Source organism: Agriterribacter sp. (genome assembly GCF_035445465.1).
In the GTDB taxonomy this organism is placed as follows: Bacteria; Bacteroidota; Bacteroidia; order Chitinophagales; family Chitinophagaceae; genus Agriterribacter.
This window is the reverse complement of the sequence record NZ_DAOMQT010000075.1, coordinates 1-15,191: the sequence shown is the minus strand read 5'-3', so window position 1 is coordinate 15,191 and position 15,191 is coordinate 1. Positions and strand designations below refer to the sequence as shown.

12 protein-coding genes are annotated in these 15,191 nt (G+C 45.4%); 9 read left to right on the top strand and 3 right to left on the bottom strand.

The window, feature by feature from the left end; genetic code table 11:
* Positions 1–3: 3 nt before the first annotated feature.
* Positions 4–174, top strand: coding sequence for a DUF933 domain-containing protein (locus PLE34_RS20240; protein WP_324559985.1), 171 nt, complete (start codon positions 4–6; stop codon positions 172–174).
* A 23-nt stretch (positions 175–197) separates the two neighbouring features.
* On the opposite strand, the gene PLE34_RS20235 is transcribed toward PLE34_RS20240, so the two are convergent.
* From PLE34_RS20235 to PLE34_RS20225, 3 genes are all read right to left on the bottom strand, one after another.
* Positions 198–1,715 carry a sulfatase family protein gene (locus PLE34_RS20235; RefSeq protein ID WP_324559983.1) on the bottom strand — a complete coding sequence of 506 codons (1,518 nt, stop codon included), beginning with the start codon at positions 1,713–1,715 and terminating at the stop codon, positions 198–200.
* A gap of 28 nt (positions 1,716–1,743) precedes the next feature.
* Positions 1,744–3,228: a sulfatase family protein gene (locus PLE34_RS20230; protein WP_324559981.1), complete on the bottom strand. Its 1,485-nt coding sequence runs from the start codon at positions 3,226–3,228 to the stop codon at positions 1,744–1,746.
* Between the two features lie 164 nt (positions 3,229–3,392).
* Positions 3,393–6,305 carry a TonB-dependent receptor gene (locus tag PLE34_RS20225; RefSeq protein WP_324559979.1) on the bottom strand — a complete coding sequence of 971 codons (2,913 nt, stop codon included), beginning with the start codon at positions 6,303–6,305 and terminating at the stop codon, positions 3,393–3,395.
* 525 nt (positions 6,306–6,830) lie between these two features.
* Here PLE34_RS20225 and PLE34_RS20220 point away from each other — a divergent pair.
* The 8 genes from PLE34_RS20220 to PLE34_RS20185 form a co-directional block, all read left to right on the top strand.
* Positions 6,831–7,331: a hypothetical protein gene (locus PLE34_RS20220; protein ID WP_324559977.1), complete on the top strand. Its 501-nt coding sequence runs from the start codon at positions 6,831–6,833 to the stop codon at positions 7,329–7,331.
* A 29-nt stretch (positions 7,332–7,360) separates the two neighbouring features.
* Positions 7,361–11,038 carry a T9SS type A sorting domain-containing protein gene (locus PLE34_RS20215; RefSeq protein WP_324559975.1) on the top strand — a complete coding sequence of 1,226 codons (3,678 nt, stop codon included), beginning with the start codon at positions 7,361–7,363 and terminating at the stop codon, positions 11,036–11,038.
* A 38-nt stretch (positions 11,039–11,076) separates the two neighbouring features.
* Positions 11,077–11,310: an Fjoh_0651 family PID-CTERM protein gene (locus PLE34_RS20210; RefSeq protein ID WP_324559973.1), complete on the top strand. Its 234-nt coding sequence runs from the start codon at positions 11,077–11,079 to the stop codon at positions 11,308–11,310.
* Positions 11,311–11,432: 122 nt separating this feature from the next.
* The gene (locus tag PLE34_RS20205; protein WP_324559971.1) at positions 11,433–12,056 is read left to right on the top strand and encodes a hypothetical protein; all 624 of its coding nucleotides are present in this window, start codon (positions 11,433–11,435) and stop codon (positions 12,054–12,056) included.
* On the top strand, positions 12,053–12,241 hold the full coding sequence (locus tag PLE34_RS20200) for a hypothetical protein (RefSeq protein ID WP_324559969.1): 189 nt from the start codon (positions 12,053–12,055) through the stop codon (positions 12,239–12,241). The genes PLE34_RS20205 and PLE34_RS20200 overlap by 4 nt, the downstream gene beginning before the upstream one ends.
* 438 nt (positions 12,242–12,679) lie before the next feature.
* On the top strand, positions 12,680–13,609 hold the full coding sequence (locus PLE34_RS20195) for a phosphoribosylaminoimidazolesuccinocarboxamide synthase (protein ID WP_324559967.1): 930 nt from the start codon (positions 12,680–12,682) through the stop codon (positions 13,607–13,609).
* 5 nt (positions 13,610–13,614) lie between these two features.
* Positions 13,615–14,751 (top strand): lactonase family protein, encoded by a 1,137-nt coding sequence (locus PLE34_RS20190; RefSeq protein WP_324559965.1) that lies wholly within the window; start codon positions 13,615–13,617, stop codon positions 14,749–14,751.
* 243 nt (positions 14,752–14,994) lie between these two features.
* Positions 14,995–15,191 (top strand): four helix bundle protein (locus PLE34_RS20185; RefSeq protein ID WP_324559963.1); only part of this gene is annotated, 197 nt, incomplete at its 3' end.

The following is a 15,191-nucleotide window of genomic DNA, read 5'->3' as shown; positions in this document are numbered from 1 at the left end:
GTAATACATACCGATTTTGAAAAAGGCTTTATCCGTGCGGAAGTGATCAAATACAACGACTTTATCCAGTACAAATCGGAAGCCGCATGCCGCGATGCCGGCAAATTAGCCGTGCAGGGAAAAGATTACGTGGTGGAAGACGGGGATATCATGCACTTCAGGTTTAATGTATGACAGGAAAGTGGTGAGTAGTAAGTTTAGTTGCGTTTGCGCTCATTATCGCTCTGCCTGATTGTTTCCAGCAATGCGGAAAGTTCTTTTACGCGGGAAGAATTTTTTGAAGCGAGGTTATTCTTTTCGCCGGTATCTTTTGAAAGATCATACAATTGCGGCTGCATGGCATTGCCCAGCTCAATATTCACATCATTGTTTTTTGCCGCTCCCGCTTTGGGTTCAATATATTTCCAGTGCCCTTTTATAACAGAAAGCGCATTAGCGTGCTCAACAATATAAGGCCTGTCTTTTTTTGACTTCCCGAGTAAAACAGGGAGCCTGTCAAAACTATCCGTTGCCTCATCCTCTGCCAGCGCTTGTTGTGTAAGCGTTGCAAAGGAAGCCAGCATATCCACCTGGCTGAATAAGGCATCCGACACCCTTCCTGCAGCTATAGCAGCCGGCCATTTCACTATAAACGGCACTCTTGTTCCGGCCTCAAAGGCGCTGTATTTCCCCCCGCGCAAATCTCCGGAAGGGCGATGACCGTTGAGCTTTTGAACAGCGTTGTCCTGGTAGCCGTCATCCACTACCGGCCCGTTATCGCTGCTGAAAATTACAATGGTGTTCTCCGATAGGCCAAGGCTGTCAAGCGTTCGGGTAATTTGCCCTACTGTAGCATCCAATTGCAGAATCACATCGCCCCTGGCGCCCATGCTGCTTTGCCCTGCAAACCTGCCATGTGGCGTTCTCGGCACATGTATATCATGCGTTGTTAACAGCAGGAAAAAAGGCCGGGACCGGTGCTCAATAATAAATTGCTTTGAGCGCTCCGTGAGCACATCCGCTATGTCTTCATCTTTCCATAAGGCGTTTTTACCACCGATCATATAGCCGATACGGCTGATGCCGTTTATGATCGTTTGATCATGACCGTGAGAAGGTTTCAGCTTCAGCAATTCAGGATGATCTTTACCCGTAGGCCAGTCTCCTGTCTTTTCTTTATAGCTCACCTGTATGGGATCCGCCGGATCAAGCCCTGCTACATGATGATTTTCTACGTACACGCAGGGTACCCTGTCAACCGTTGCAGGTAAAATAAAAGAATAGTCGAATCCAACTTCCCGGGGACCGGGTTTTATTTCACCATTCCAATCCGGGCCTTCGGGGCCACCCAATCCTAAATGCCATTTACCTACAATGGCTGTTTGATACCCCGCTCTTTTAAGAACAGCAGGGAGTGTAATTTTATCAACCGGTATAATCAGCGAAGCATTTCCCGGCGCTATGCCGGTTCCTTTTTTCCGCCAGGCATAGGTGCCTGTCATTAATGAAAACCTGGAAGGTGTGCAGGTAGCGGAAGTGGCATAAGCATTGGTAAACCGAAGCCCTTCTTTGGCGAGTTTGTCTATATGAGGTGTTTGAATTTGCGCAGCGCCGTAACAGCTCAGGTCGCCGTAACCCAGGTCATCGGCATAAATGAATACAATATTAGGATGCTGCTGGGCAAACATCCCTTTTAATAAAAATATTGCTGCTATAAGGAACATACTTTTTTTCATCTGTTGTCTTTATGCGGAGAAGAAATATTTAATTTAATGATACAACAGCGGCTGTTCTTCTGCCCTCCCCTTTTATACCTGTAAGATCATCTCCCAATTCTTTTCTATACCGGTCTGCTATCGCATTAAGCTGTTCCACCACTTCAGGATGCTGCGCTTTTACGTCCAGCGTTTCACCGGGATCTGTACGCAGGTCGTACAAAGCCAGGTGCACAGTATCACTTGCATACTTACCGGGCCAGCCATCGTTACCCATAACCGTTTTTTTATAGGTTTGCGAATGACCCTGAAAAACCAGCTTCCACTGTCCTGCACGGATACATTTTAAATTATTGGCATCATAATAATATACCAGCTCATTTCTTGGGTTGGCGCCATTTTTATGCTGCATTAGCGGCAATATATTTACACCGTCAATTTTATGTACCGGTTGTTTCGTTTTACATATATCTGCAATAGTGGGCAGCAGATCAATGGTGGAAGCCATATTGTTACAAATGGTTCCCGCAGGTATAACTGCGGGCCAACGCATGATGCAGGGTACTCTTTGGCCCCCTTCCCATGCGGTTCCTTTCCCTTCCCTTAACCCGGCGGTATTGCCGGCATGATTACCAAAAGTGAGCCAGGGTCCATTATCGCTGGTAAAAACAACCAGGGTATTCTCTGTCAATCCCTGTTCTTCGAGGGTATGCATGATTTCACCAACCGACCAGTCTACTTCTTCTATCATATCGCCAAACAACCCTGCGCCACTTTTCCCTTTAAACGCCGGTGACGCGGCAATGGGCACATGCGGCATGGAATGCGCGAGATACAGAAAAAATGGATGAGCTTTGTTTTGTTTTATAAATCGTTTAGCCCTTTCCGTATATAAGCCGGTTAGTTCCTCCTGGTCATTTAATGTTTTGATCTCTCTTATTTTTTTATTACCATCCATGAGCGGCAAAGGAGGATAGCGTGATTTACGGTCGGCCGTATCCGTTATGGGTTTCCCATCGTAGTTCACCGGCCACATATCATTGGAGTAAGGCAGTCCGAGCCATTCATCAAAGCCCTGTTGTAATGGAAAGAAGGGTTCTTTTTGACCCAGGTGCCACTTGCCCACCATGCCTGTGCTGTATCCTTTGGCTTTCAACAGCTCTGCTATGGTTTCCTCATCGGGGTTTAGTGCAATTGTACTCCATGGAAAAAGTGCACCATGAATACCCACACGGTTGGGATAGCAACCTGTAAGCAATGCCGCTCTTGAGGCGCTGCAAACCGCCTGGGCCGCATAAAAATTAGTAAAGCGCATACCCTGCACCGCGAGTTTATTAATATTAGGTGTATGGTATGGAAATCCACCATAACATTCAAGATCGCCATAGCCCATATCATCCATAAAGATGATAATGATATTAGGTTGTTCATTGTTATATGGAGCAGAGCCCGTAAACGATTTGAAACCAAATGTAAACGGCACCATCAATAAAAGGAACATCAAAAGCACAGAAGAGATGAAACGCCTGTTCATGATTTTTTGATTCGGATGAAAAGATATAATGGCTATCCGCTATTTGAATATAGCTACGAATACGCGAATAAATGTATCAAAATACATCAAAAATAAACCCCGACGCCATTTTTTTGAGGCACCGGGGCTTTTTTTAGTGTGTGTTTTTTAAATAACGCAGCAGTTTAAAAAACATTGTATGCAAAGCTCACATAATATAATCCTCCTATTTCCGGGTTACCAAACCCGTTCATATAATATTTGTTCAGCACATTGGTAGCGCCCAGCTTAACTAAGGAACCAATTGCCGGAAAGCGGTATCCAACCATGGCATCCATCGTAAAAAAGGAAGGAACGGTACCGGTAGCAAAATCGGCCTCCCATAAAAAATCGGTTTGCCAGCGGCCGGTAACATTAAATACCACCCGTTTATTTTTTCCGAACCCCGCATGCCCCACACCAAAATTTATGCGGTGATCGGGTGTATTAAAATTGGCAATAAAATCTGCAGGTACATCACCCAGTTCATCATGAAAATAATTGGCAAAAACAGAAAGTCCGCTGTTTAAGCGATAATCCAGCCCTATGCCATAGCCGGATGTTTTAACCTTAATGGGATCAATTTTTACATCACCCCCACCGGAAGCAGACATGGTGGCCGCATTTTCTACGATAGAATAGATCTGGGTTTGCTGGGGAGAGACCTGCCTGGCTACCAGGGTTCTTCCTATAAAATTGTCGTACTCACCTGTATAATAATATACATCAACCAGTAATTTTTTTGCGATCAGCCCCTTATATCCTATTTCATAAGATGCTACACTTTCCGGCTTTAATTCCCGTGGGTTGTAGGCGCCTAAGGGCTGCGCGTTATTATCCAGGCGCACTGAATTTTGAGCGTTTAGGTTGGGACCAGGCCTTCCGCCTGGAAGGCTGGCATCGTGAATCCATGGCAATCCCCCAATCAAAAACTGTCCGCCGCCTATTTCAAGATTGATGTATTGCTGCTGCGTGGAAGGGAAGCGGTAAGCGGTTTGATAGCTCAGGCGAATATTATGATCATCTGCCAGCTTCACCACAGCCGAAGCCCTCGGGGTGAACCTTCCTTTGAAATTGTCGTTTTTATCGTAACGTCCTGAAACGCTTAAGATTAAACGATCGTTGATCAGCTTTTTGGTAAGCTGGCCGTAAGCGCCGTATTCGTTAATTTTTATGGGACCGTCATAATCAATGAACAATGTACCCTGTGAATTCAATACATATTGTTTCCACGATCCGCCTACTATCAGTTCTACAAAAGGAATTACTTCTTTAAAATTATATTGTCCTTCCGTCATCCACAGATCGCTGCGATCTAAAAATAATCCACCTGCAGGTATGGGTGTAGAACGTACCTGGTCGAATAATTGTTTGAACGCGGTAGAACCTGCTGCCGGGCGGCCCTGGTCGGCAAACGCCCGTGCCGCGGCATGTGCGGCAGCTTCATCGGCTCCGGCTCCCCTTGCCTGCACAAAAGCAGCTACATATTCGGGGAACCACTGCGTGCTGGACTTCCATGCTTCATTTAACCTGCGGGCGGTTATGGTAGCATTATAGGCTTCCCCGGCATTTTCCTGCGTGGTGTAGCCACGTACGAACCAGTTTTTGCTTCGCAGCTCCAGCTTATACTGTCCTATTTTAGCATCTTTCAGGGAATACCTGTCGCTTCCGGTGTATACCGTACTTCCGGTTCCGAAATAGCCGGTAAGCGAAGCTTCGAGATCTGAAGTAATCTTATAATGCAGGCTTCCCGATAATTTAAAGTTTATCGTATTAGGGTTTACCATATCGCTTTCGGCATATCCCGTACGTGATGCGCTGGCTTCCGGAATGATATCATTTCTCAACCCAAAATAAAAAGGCACCATATTGGTAACCGGACCCTGCAAGGCTGCAGGCAGGGTTCCTATAAAGCCTCCAATTTGAGCAGGCGTTGCATTGGGAGGCAATACCGCATTCATGATCTGAACTATATCTACGGTACCCCCTGTTGCCGCCAGTACACCCTGCTGTGTTTGACCCTGCACTAACTGGGCCAGGCTTTTCATGCTAAATCCATTATCGCGCATATTGGTTTCATCACCATATACATTTATACCATCGTAATTGGGGTCAGTTTGCCGGTTACCTGGTAATGTTTTGCGGGTAAGCCGGTCATAATCCTGTGTACTATTGGCAATCCAGTCTTTGGCCTGCACCAGCTGAAAGCCCACTTTAAAGGCGAATTTATTATTAAAGGCTTTGGCCCAGCGTGCCGACCAGTCGTTATACCAACCGGGCTTACTGCGCTGGCTTTTATCCACATGATTCATCCCCGTTTTAATCTGGAAGCTCAATCCCTGGTATTTAAAGGGATCCTTGCTGTTGATCAGCAATGTTCCGTTCACACCGCCTGATCCATACAATGCCGATGAAGCCCCCGGCAGCAATTCCATATTGTCAACATCCAGCTCGGTAAGCCCAGTAAAGTTCCCTACGGGAAAATTAAGTCCGGGCGCCTGGTTATCCATCCCATCCACCAACTGGTTAAGACGGGTATTACCGGAGAAATTAAATCCGCGGGTACTGGGTGTTTTAAAGGTGAGGGATGAGGTGGTAACGTCAACACCCTTTAGCTGCGCTACCATATCATAGTAGCTGGTGGCAGGTGTATTGCGGATATTAGCTGCGCTTACCCTTTCAATGGTTACGGGCGACTCCATAGCCCTTGTAGCAGTGCGGGTAGCGGCAACCACTATCTCTTCTCCCAACACAGAGGAAGGGGTAAGTTCCACTTCTACAGCATCCGTTCCGGTAATCTCCAGTTCCCTGGCTTCAAAGCCTATGGAAGAAAAAACCAGGGTCAATGGCAGTGGTTTGCCGGTGGTTAATTTAAAATTACCGCGCGAGTCGCTGAAAGTGCCTTCCGTAGTGCCTTTGATAATTACGGAAACAGCGCTTATAAACTCTTTGCTGGCACTGTTTTTAACGGTGCCTGAAAGGATATTGCTCTGCGAAAAGGAGTTGAGGGAAAACAATAGTAGCAACAAGGCCGTGGAGTAACGGAATGTTTTTTTCATAATAAGCAAATTGAGTTAAAAGATGTTGCCGGCAAATTAACGATTGTTAGTATAGTATAAAAATTTAAGTCCCTCTTTTACATACCGGCTTTATGGCGGATATATGTAAAGGGTTCGCATTATCCGGCTCCAATAGGGTAACAGGCGACACGACCAATTGATATCATTAAAAAATAAACAGCATTATTTATTTAAATTTAGTTTCCTGAAAATTTCATTTTGTAAAAAAATTTTTCTACGTTTAACTCCGGTTTAAATCTGTACCTCCTTAAGACCTGCTTACTTTATTCCACATTCATTATTTAAGTACGGTATCCCCTGCTTAAACCTCAATTTTAAAATCATATCCCAAAGTTTCTTTCATTATTTTCAGCTCTGTCCGCGCGATATCCCATGTAAATCCGGTTTACTACCGATTATTCTATGGTTTGCCTCCAATATGTTTTGAAAACATTTCAGATTTAATGCTGAAGTGACGGTCTAAGCGGTCAATTCATTATACCATTTAACTTTAACAGGTTCTCCATGAAAAGTTTTTTTGAGACTGCTACTATTATGGCTTCCACGCCGTATTGCAGCCCGAAGGGTAAAACTTTACTGATCATCATTACTTTATTACTCTCTCCCCTTCTGCACACGTTCAGCAACAACTATAACGATCCCCTGTCTTCACCGGAGCAAGACCTGAACTGGCAACACGATAAAACGGTGGGCGGCGTAGAACTTTTCTACGCTATATCGCCATGCAAGGGCAGCAGTGCGGTATTCCTGAAAATGAATAATAAGAACAGGTACCCGGTGGAAGTATCATGGAAAGAAACTTTCGAAACTCAGGCAGAAAAAGCAGTTGAGGGCTACGGCGGGGTAAAAAAAACAGTTGTTCAACCCGGTGAAACGTTTGAGTCTGATTGTGGCAACCCCACCCATAAAGCACTGGTAGTTCTTGCCGGCAATGCCATCCCTACCTATATAGCAGTTATTTCAAACTTCCATTACAAAGATGTAACCGTAAGTAAGATCAATTAAAAATCCTATCACCAACAATCGCAACATGTATGAAACAATTTCACTTCCTTCCGTCTTTGAAAAAAGGCTTTCTGTCATTCTGCTTTTCTTTCTTTTTAAGTACTTTTTTCATTGCTGCCAACGCCCAGGCGCCCGACAGCAAAGGCACCGACTTCTGGCTTGCCTTCCCGGGTAATTACAGTCCCGGCGCGCTCTCTTTTTTTATTAGCGGGGATGAAAGCACTACCGGTACCGTGTCCGCTCCGGGAACGGGCTTTAGTACCAATTTTACCGTTACACCCGGCACGGTAACTACCGTTACTTTACCTACGGGTACACTTGAACTGAATGCCTCGGACGTGATAGAAAACAAGGGCATTCATGTTGTTGCGGGCAAGGAAGTTACGGTATACGGATTGAACAGGTACCAGGCTACTACTGATGCCTACCTCGCATTACCCACAGACATACTGGGCACTTCTTATATTAATTTGGGTTATAAAAACACCAATATTGTTAATAGCACACAGTTTGGCATTGTAGCGGCACAAAATGCCACCACGGTTACCATTACGCCCACTGTTACCACCAGCGGAAGACCCGCAGGCGTTCCGTATAATATTGTTCTTAACCAGGGGCAGACCTATCTCTTACGCAATACGGATGCTGCGCCCCAGGATCTTTCGGGATCATTGATTACTTCCAATAAACCCATTGCCGTTTTTGGAGGTATGCAATGCGCTAATATTCCTATGGGGTATGTAGCCTGCGATCACATTATTGAGCAACTTCCACCTACCACGGCATGGGGTAAAAACTTTATTTCCGTTCCGCTGAAAACACGAACCAGGGGAGACACGTTTCGCTTCCTGGCATCGGCCAATGGCACTACCGTTGAAGTAAATGGCGCTGTTGTTGCCAACTTGAATAAAGGACAGTTGTTTGAAACCATACTTACTACTGCTTCCCAGATCAAATCCAACAACCCTATTTTGGTTGCACAATATTCCAACAGCAGCAGCTTTGATAATGTTACATCCGATCCGTTTATGATGCTCATAACGCCCTATGAGCAGTTTCTCGGGAACTATACTTTTTCTACTCCCGCATCGGGCTTTAGCGGTAACTATGTAAATGTAGTGGCGCCCGCTGCTGCAGTGGGAGCATTAAGGTTAGACGGCGTGGTTATACCACCCGCATCATTTTCACCGATCGGCTCTACCGGCTTCAGCGGAGCACAATTGAATATCTCCCTGGGCTCGCATACGATCAATGGCTCTAATCTTCCCTTCGGCATTTTTGTTTACGGATACGACAGCTACGACTCTTACGGCTATCCCGGTGGCCAGTCGCTGGCTCCTGTGGCCAGCGTAACCAATTTGAGTGTTACCCCATTAACAGGCACAGGCGCTGTGGGCACAGAACATTGTCTGGAAGCCCTGGTAAGGGATCAGTTCAACAATCCGCTGGTGGGCGTTCGGGTAGACTTTACGATCACCGGCGCTAACCCGGGCAGCACAGGCTTTGCCAATACCAACGCCAGCGGTATAGCCAAGTTTTGTTATACCGGCGCCAATGCTGGCGATGACAACATTGTGGCATCTGTAGGTACAATAACCGCACCGGCCAAATTTACGTGGACGAAAACCGCAAGCAATATATACTATTCCAAAGCGGCGGGCAATTTGCATAATGTACTTACCTGGGGCGTAGAACTTGATGGCAGCGGCGCCAACCCAACCGACTTTGGCGATGGTAAGATCTTTAACCTGGCCAACCGTGCGGGCTCCTATACCATGACCGGCAACTGGACCGTTTACGGCACACTCAATAACCCATCGGGCAGCCAGCTAAGGATCAACGGATATACTTTATCCATTACTACTCTAACCGGTGCGGGCACACTAACCGGTTCTACCACCTCAAATCTTGCTATCATCGGCGCCAATGGCGGCAGCCCGGGTAACCTGAACTTTACAGCAGGGGCCGGCAGCAGCTTAAAAATGTTAACGCTGAACCGTACCGGAACGGGTGCTTCCGCAACAATTGGAACGGCGTTAAGTATTTATGACGTGCTCAATATTGTAAATGGTACATTAAATACCGGTAACAAATTAACGCTCAAGAGCAATGCAACCAATACTGCCCGTGTGGCACCGGTTGGCGGAAGCATCAGCGGTAACGTTACTGTAGAACGCTATATACCTGCACGCAGGGCATGGCGGCTCATGAATGCTCCTGTAGGCGGTAATCAAACGGTTAACCAGGCATGGCAGGAAGGTGTAACCACAGCATCACCTAATCCTAACCCTGCACCAGGTTACGGCACTTACGTAACAGTAGGTACAGTAGCCAATGGTTTTGACCAGAACATACTTGGTCAGAGCACTTCATCACTGAAAAGCTTTACTGCCGCAGGTGCACTGCAGGCTGTAACCAACACAAAAACAGCAACAGTTGCCAATAAGCCTTATATGCTGTTTGTAAGAGGCGACAGAAGTCTGGTGATGAGAGACAATACGGTTCCTGCCAACAATACAACACTGAGAGCAACGGGGCCATTGTTGACCGGTAACCAAACCATACCTGTTGGTGCTTCAGGCTTTACAGCTGTTGCCAACCCGTTTGCTTCGCCCATCAATTTTGCAACCATTACCAGAACGAATGTGAATAACAGCTTCTATGTATGGGATCCAAAAATGGGTGGCACTTATGGCGTAGGCGCTTATGTAAATATCAGCTATAATGGTACGGGGTATGATGTAACGCCGGCTTCGGTTAGCCTCGAAAGCCAGTATATTCAGAGTGGCCAGGGATTCCTGGTACAATCTACCGGTGCAGCCGGAAGCATCGTGATCAAAGAATCCGACAAGTCGGCAACTCCTGCCCAGAATGTGTTCAGGCAATCGGCTGAAGGCGATCAGCGATCAGCGATCAGCGATCAGCAGTCAGCTATGGGCAATGAGCAATCAGCAGATGAGGGACTGGTATTTGCCCCGGCAAAGAATGCACAGGGGTTAAGGATCAACCTGCAAACCATTAATGATGACGGAACAAATATCTTAGATGAAGCGTTCACTTCTTACAGCCGCAACTTCTCCGATGCTATAGATGATATGGACGCCATCAAGATGCCCAATGTGCTTGAAAACCTGGCCATCATACGGCAGGGGCAATCGCTGATGGTAGACAGAAGGTCACCGTTAAGTGAGAACGGCGATACGCTTTATCTCAACCTTTCCAATACAACGGAAAGAAGCTATATCCTGGAGTTCAATCCAATTGATCTTACAGATGTGGTTTCGGCTACCATTGAAGACAATTACCTGCATACTTCTACAACGATAAACACATCCGAAGTATCGCAGGTATACTTCCAGGTTAATTCCGATGCGGCTTCCGCAAGTTGCGACAGGTTTAAAGTGGTGCTTTTAACAAGGAAGGGAGAAATCAATGCTGGTATATTGAGTAAGCCGCTGATCAAAGCATATCCCAACCCGGTCATCAATGGAAATGTAAACCTGCAGTTTGAAAATTCAGCAGCCGGAATGTACAGGGTTGAACTGGTGAACAGCGCAGGACAGGTTGTATTGCGCAGGAACATTCAGCATGCAGGTGGCAGCCTGAACCAGAAGCTTGACCTGGAAAGAAGATTACCTGCCGGCATTTACCAGTTGAGGATAACCGGAAAAGATTCGCGTACTGTTATTAAACTTTTGAACAAATAAATCTGTAACCACTTTTTAAATTTTATAAAACGTTTATTATGAAACTAAAACCCCTTTTGACAACTGCTGTTTTAACTGTTGTATCCCTTTTGATGTATGTGCCTTCGGTATTAGCCCAGTTACCCGATCCCGGAGGAGATCCTGATGAAATACCCATTGACGGGGGATTAAGCCTGCTGATTGCCGCCGGAGTTGCCTATGGCGCAAAGAAGGCATACGACAAAAGGAAAAAAGAACCTAAAGCACAGGATGATCTAAAAAAGGTTGAATAGGTTGTAGAACTATTCTATATATCAAATGCCGGTTACTTTGGAGGGTTGTCGCCCGACATATTCTTCAAAGTAACTGGCTATTGTAGCGTATACCCTATCATTCATTGAAACTACCGAACACTATGTTAGTTTTCATCAGATCCGTAAGCAGGGAAATAAACCGCTATTTTGATCTTTCATTTCTCCTGAAGTTCATTGCGCTGTTTGCATTGTTCTATTACACCAATATGTTTTTTGTTGATCTTACCATTCCCGGTAAATCATACAATGCCTGGTTCGTTGAACACTTAAATTATATTAACTGGATCACCGGGAGCATCATGTACACAGCCAACCTGATGACACAGGCGGTTGGACTGGATACCCATGTTGTTAACACCAGGTATCTTGTAGTACCCGGCGGGCACAGTCTTTTTATGAACTGGCAGTGCGTGGGGCTTGGCATATTCAGTTTCTGGGCCGCTTTTGTGCTTGCCAACAGCATGGGCTGGAAGAAAAAGATCAAATGGGGCATCGGGGGATTTCTGGCAATATGGTTTTTGAACTGCTGCCGTACCGCCCTGCTGATGATCGCGCTGGAGAACAACTGGAAAGAATGGAAACAGGGCTGGAAACACGGACGAACACTGGACCACCACGACCTGTTCAATTACGGCTGCTACATTGTGCTGCTGGGCATGATCTGGTTCTTCTATAAAAAGTTTAAAAATAAACAGTCCAGTAAAGATGCCGGTAAAACAGCATGATAACTGTCAACGTGGGCAAGGCAACCGCCTCGAAAAATATTGTAAAAACGGGTTTCAACCCGTTTAAAAAACAGCAAAAAGTTAGGGAGAGCCATAGGCTCGTTGCCATGATGAACCGTGCCGATGGCACTCATTTTCTCAAAGGCGCATTTACAACCGTGCTAAAGCACGACTTTACAAAATAGTGTCGAGCCTACGGCTCTTCGTAAATTTAGATGCGTTTGCCCTGTCAACGATGGGCATTTTCCGTTTTTAGTATATTTACCTTACGAAAGCATTAGTTATTACTTCCCAGGAACGACAATAAATTTAAATTTCTCTCCGGCCTGTTAAAAAACCTGGTATTGGAGCATCTGCTTTATCGCAACATGAACTGGAAGATATTGGGATGCCTAAACTTATGCATGAGGTTGATAAAGATAAAAAAGCAAGCCGTTCAGAAATAATGAAAAAGTTGTCGGCCTAATGAAAGTTGAATTTTTAAAGAAATTTTTAGCAAGATTTGTCCACCGAAAAGATATTTATAAAATCTTCGCGTAGTTTAATGGCCGCAAATCAGGCATTCCCACAACGATTTCGTAGCACCGAGTTGGACATATGGAACCTGCTATTTATTTTCGCGTATGGGCAAATTTTCGTTTCCGCAGCAAACCGCTTTTTACAAAGGCAAAGTACGTGATGTATATACCATTGGTAACGACCTCCTGGTTATGATTGCCAGCGACCGCATTTCTGCATTTGATGTTATTCTTCCCCGTGCCATACCTTATAAAGGACAGGTATTGAACCAGATTGCCGCCCGCATGCTGGAAGCAACAGCCGATATTTGTCCGAACTGGCTGCTTGCAACACCTGCACCCAATGTTGCTATAGGTAAAAAATGTGTTCCTTTTAAATTGGAAATGGTGGTCAGGGGCCACCTGGTAGGTCACGCCTGGCGCACATACAGAACCGGCGAAAGAATACTATGCGGGGTGAAACTACCTGAAGGATTAAAAGAAAATGATCCTTTCCCCTCGCCCATTATAACGCCGGCAACAAAGGCCGAGCAGGGGCACGATGAAGATATATCCAAAGAAGAAATTATTGCCAAAGGCCTGGCAACCGGAGAAGACTGGAATACCCTCTCTTCCTATACTTTACAGTTATTTGAAAGAGGAAAAGCCATTGCCGCCAGGCAGGGACTGATACTTGCAGATACGAAATATGAGTTCGGAAAGATTGGCGATACCATTTACCTGATGGATGAGATACATACGCCCGATTCCTCGAGATATTTTTATGCTGATGGATTTGAAGAACGGCAGCAAAAAGGAGAACACCAAAAACAACTGAGCAAAGAATTTGTGCGGGAATGGTTAATTGCCAATAACTTTATGGGCAAAGAAGGACAAACCGTTCCGGAAATGAGCGAGGAATGGGTGCAAACCATCAGCAACAGGTATATTGAATTGTTTGAAAAAGTAACAGGCGAAAAGTTTAAACCGGAAATGTTGAGTGAGGAAGAAACGTACAACCGGGTTATAACAGCGCTGAAAGAACTAAACACATGATTATTATGCAAATAAAATCAACCGCTTTAACTATTTTATTATCCGCTTTATTTTTTACCGGCATGACACAATCCACCCCATTGCATTATCTTATTACCGGCACTTATACCGGTGGCAAAAGTGAAGGTATTTATGTATTTGAATTCAACAGCAGTGACGGAAGCTACAGGGAGATCAGCCATGTTAAAAGCTCCAACCCTTCTTTCCTGGCAGTTTCCCCCGATGAGAAATTTGTATACGCCACAAATGAAAACGGGAACAATGATAACGGCGGTGAAGTGAGCGCTTTTTCATTCGATAAAAAAACAGGCAGGCTCACTGCAATCAACAAACAATTGTCGGGCGGCGATGCACCCTGTTATATCCAGGCAGACAAAACAGGCAAATGGGTAATTGCCGGCAATTACAGCAGCGGAACACTCTCCGTATTCCCCGTAAGCGCTTCCGGCGAACTGGGAAAAGCCACTACTACCATACAGCACAGAGGTTCCGGCGTAAACAAAGAAAGGCAGACAAAGCCGCATGTGCACTGTACTATACTTTCAGAAGATAACAAATGGTTATTTGTACCCGACCTAGGTATTGATAAGGTTATGATCTATGCTTTCGATTCAAATACCGGCAAGTTAAAACCTGCTGTTCAACCCTTTGCTAAAATAAAGGATGGCGGCGGACCAAGGCACCTCACTTTTCATCCCAATAACCAATACGCTTACGTGATCGAAGAAATGGGCGGCGCGGTAGACGCATTTCAATACAGCAACGGGAAATTAAAACATATACAGCAAATCGCTTCGGTGCAGGACAATGATACCGGTTTTATTGGCAGCGCTGATATACATGTATCGGCAGACGGGAAGTTTTTATACGCTTCCAACCGGGGCGGGTTCAATACCATTGCGATCTATAGCATTAACCAGCAGAACGGAACCCTTACTTTAGCAGGGCACCAGTCATCCCTCGGAGAAATACCCCGGAATTTCGCGATAGATCCATCGGGCAACTATTTATTAGCTGCCAACCAGGAAAGCGATAATATTGTGATCTTTAAAAGAGATGCACAAACGGGGTTGCTAACAGATACGGGTAACCGCATTGAAGTGGGCAAGCCGGTTTGTTTGAAATGGATTGGAAAGGAGTGAGGGCGCGTTGCAGGGTACAGAGAGATGTGGCAAGTTACAAGGTACAAGTTACAGGGTGCAGGGAGGTGTTGCAGGTTACGGGTTACAGGGTACAGGTTGCATGGAGGTGTTACAGGTTACAAGTTACAGGGGGTGCAGGGAAGAGAGGTGTTGCAGGGTACAAGTTGCAAGTTACAGGGTGTGCAAGGGAATACATAATACACCAAAAATGTTTGTTTTGTATTTTTATTGAAATATTTAACCATGAAAAATTACCATGATCTGCAGATATATGCAGAATCAAAACAACTGGCAATTGACATTCATAAGATCACGCTGACGTTACCAAAATTTGAATTGTATGAGGAAGGCTCTCAAATAAGGCGTTCTTCAAAATCCGTAACATCAACAATAGTAGAAGGCTACGGCAGAAGAAAATATAAAGCAGATTTTCTTAAATA

What these genes read in the sequence shown, in the direction of transcription:
- PLE34_RS20205 (WP_324559971.1), top strand. Translation starts at nt 11,433, where the DNA reads ATGTTAGTTTTCATCAGATCCGTAAGCAGGGAAATAAACCGCTATTTT.
- PLE34_RS20230 (WP_324559981.1), bottom strand. Translation starts at nt 3,228, where the DNA reads ATGAACAGGCGTTTCATCTCTTCTGTGCTTTTGATGTTCCTTTTATTG.
- PLE34_RS20235 (WP_324559983.1), bottom strand. Translation starts at nt 1,715, where the DNA reads ATGAAAAAAAGTATGTTCCTTATAGCAGCAATATTTTTATTAAAAGGG.
- PLE34_RS20195 (WP_324559967.1), top strand. Translation starts at nt 12,680, where the DNA reads ATGGGCAAATTTTCGTTTCCGCAGCAAACCGCTTTTTACAAAGGCAAA.
- PLE34_RS20190 (WP_324559965.1), top strand. Translation starts at nt 13,615, where the DNA reads ATGCAAATAAAATCAACCGCTTTAACTATTTTATTATCCGCTTTATTT.
- PLE34_RS20225 (WP_324559979.1), bottom strand. Translation starts at nt 6,305, where the DNA reads ATGAAAAAAACATTCCGTTACTCCACGGCCTTGTTGCTACTATTGTTT.
- PLE34_RS20210 (WP_324559973.1), top strand. Translation starts at nt 11,077, where the DNA reads ATGAAACTAAAACCCCTTTTGACAACTGCTGTTTTAACTGTTGTATCC.
- PLE34_RS20200 (WP_324559969.1), top strand. Translation starts at nt 12,053, where the DNA reads ATGATAACTGTCAACGTGGGCAAGGCAACCGCCTCGAAAAATATTGTA.
- PLE34_RS20215 (WP_324559975.1), top strand. Translation starts at nt 7,361, where the DNA reads ATGAAACAATTTCACTTCCTTCCGTCTTTGAAAAAAGGCTTTCTGTCA.
- PLE34_RS20220 (WP_324559977.1), top strand. Translation starts at nt 6,831, where the DNA reads ATGAAAAGTTTTTTTGAGACTGCTACTATTATGGCTTCCACGCCGTAT.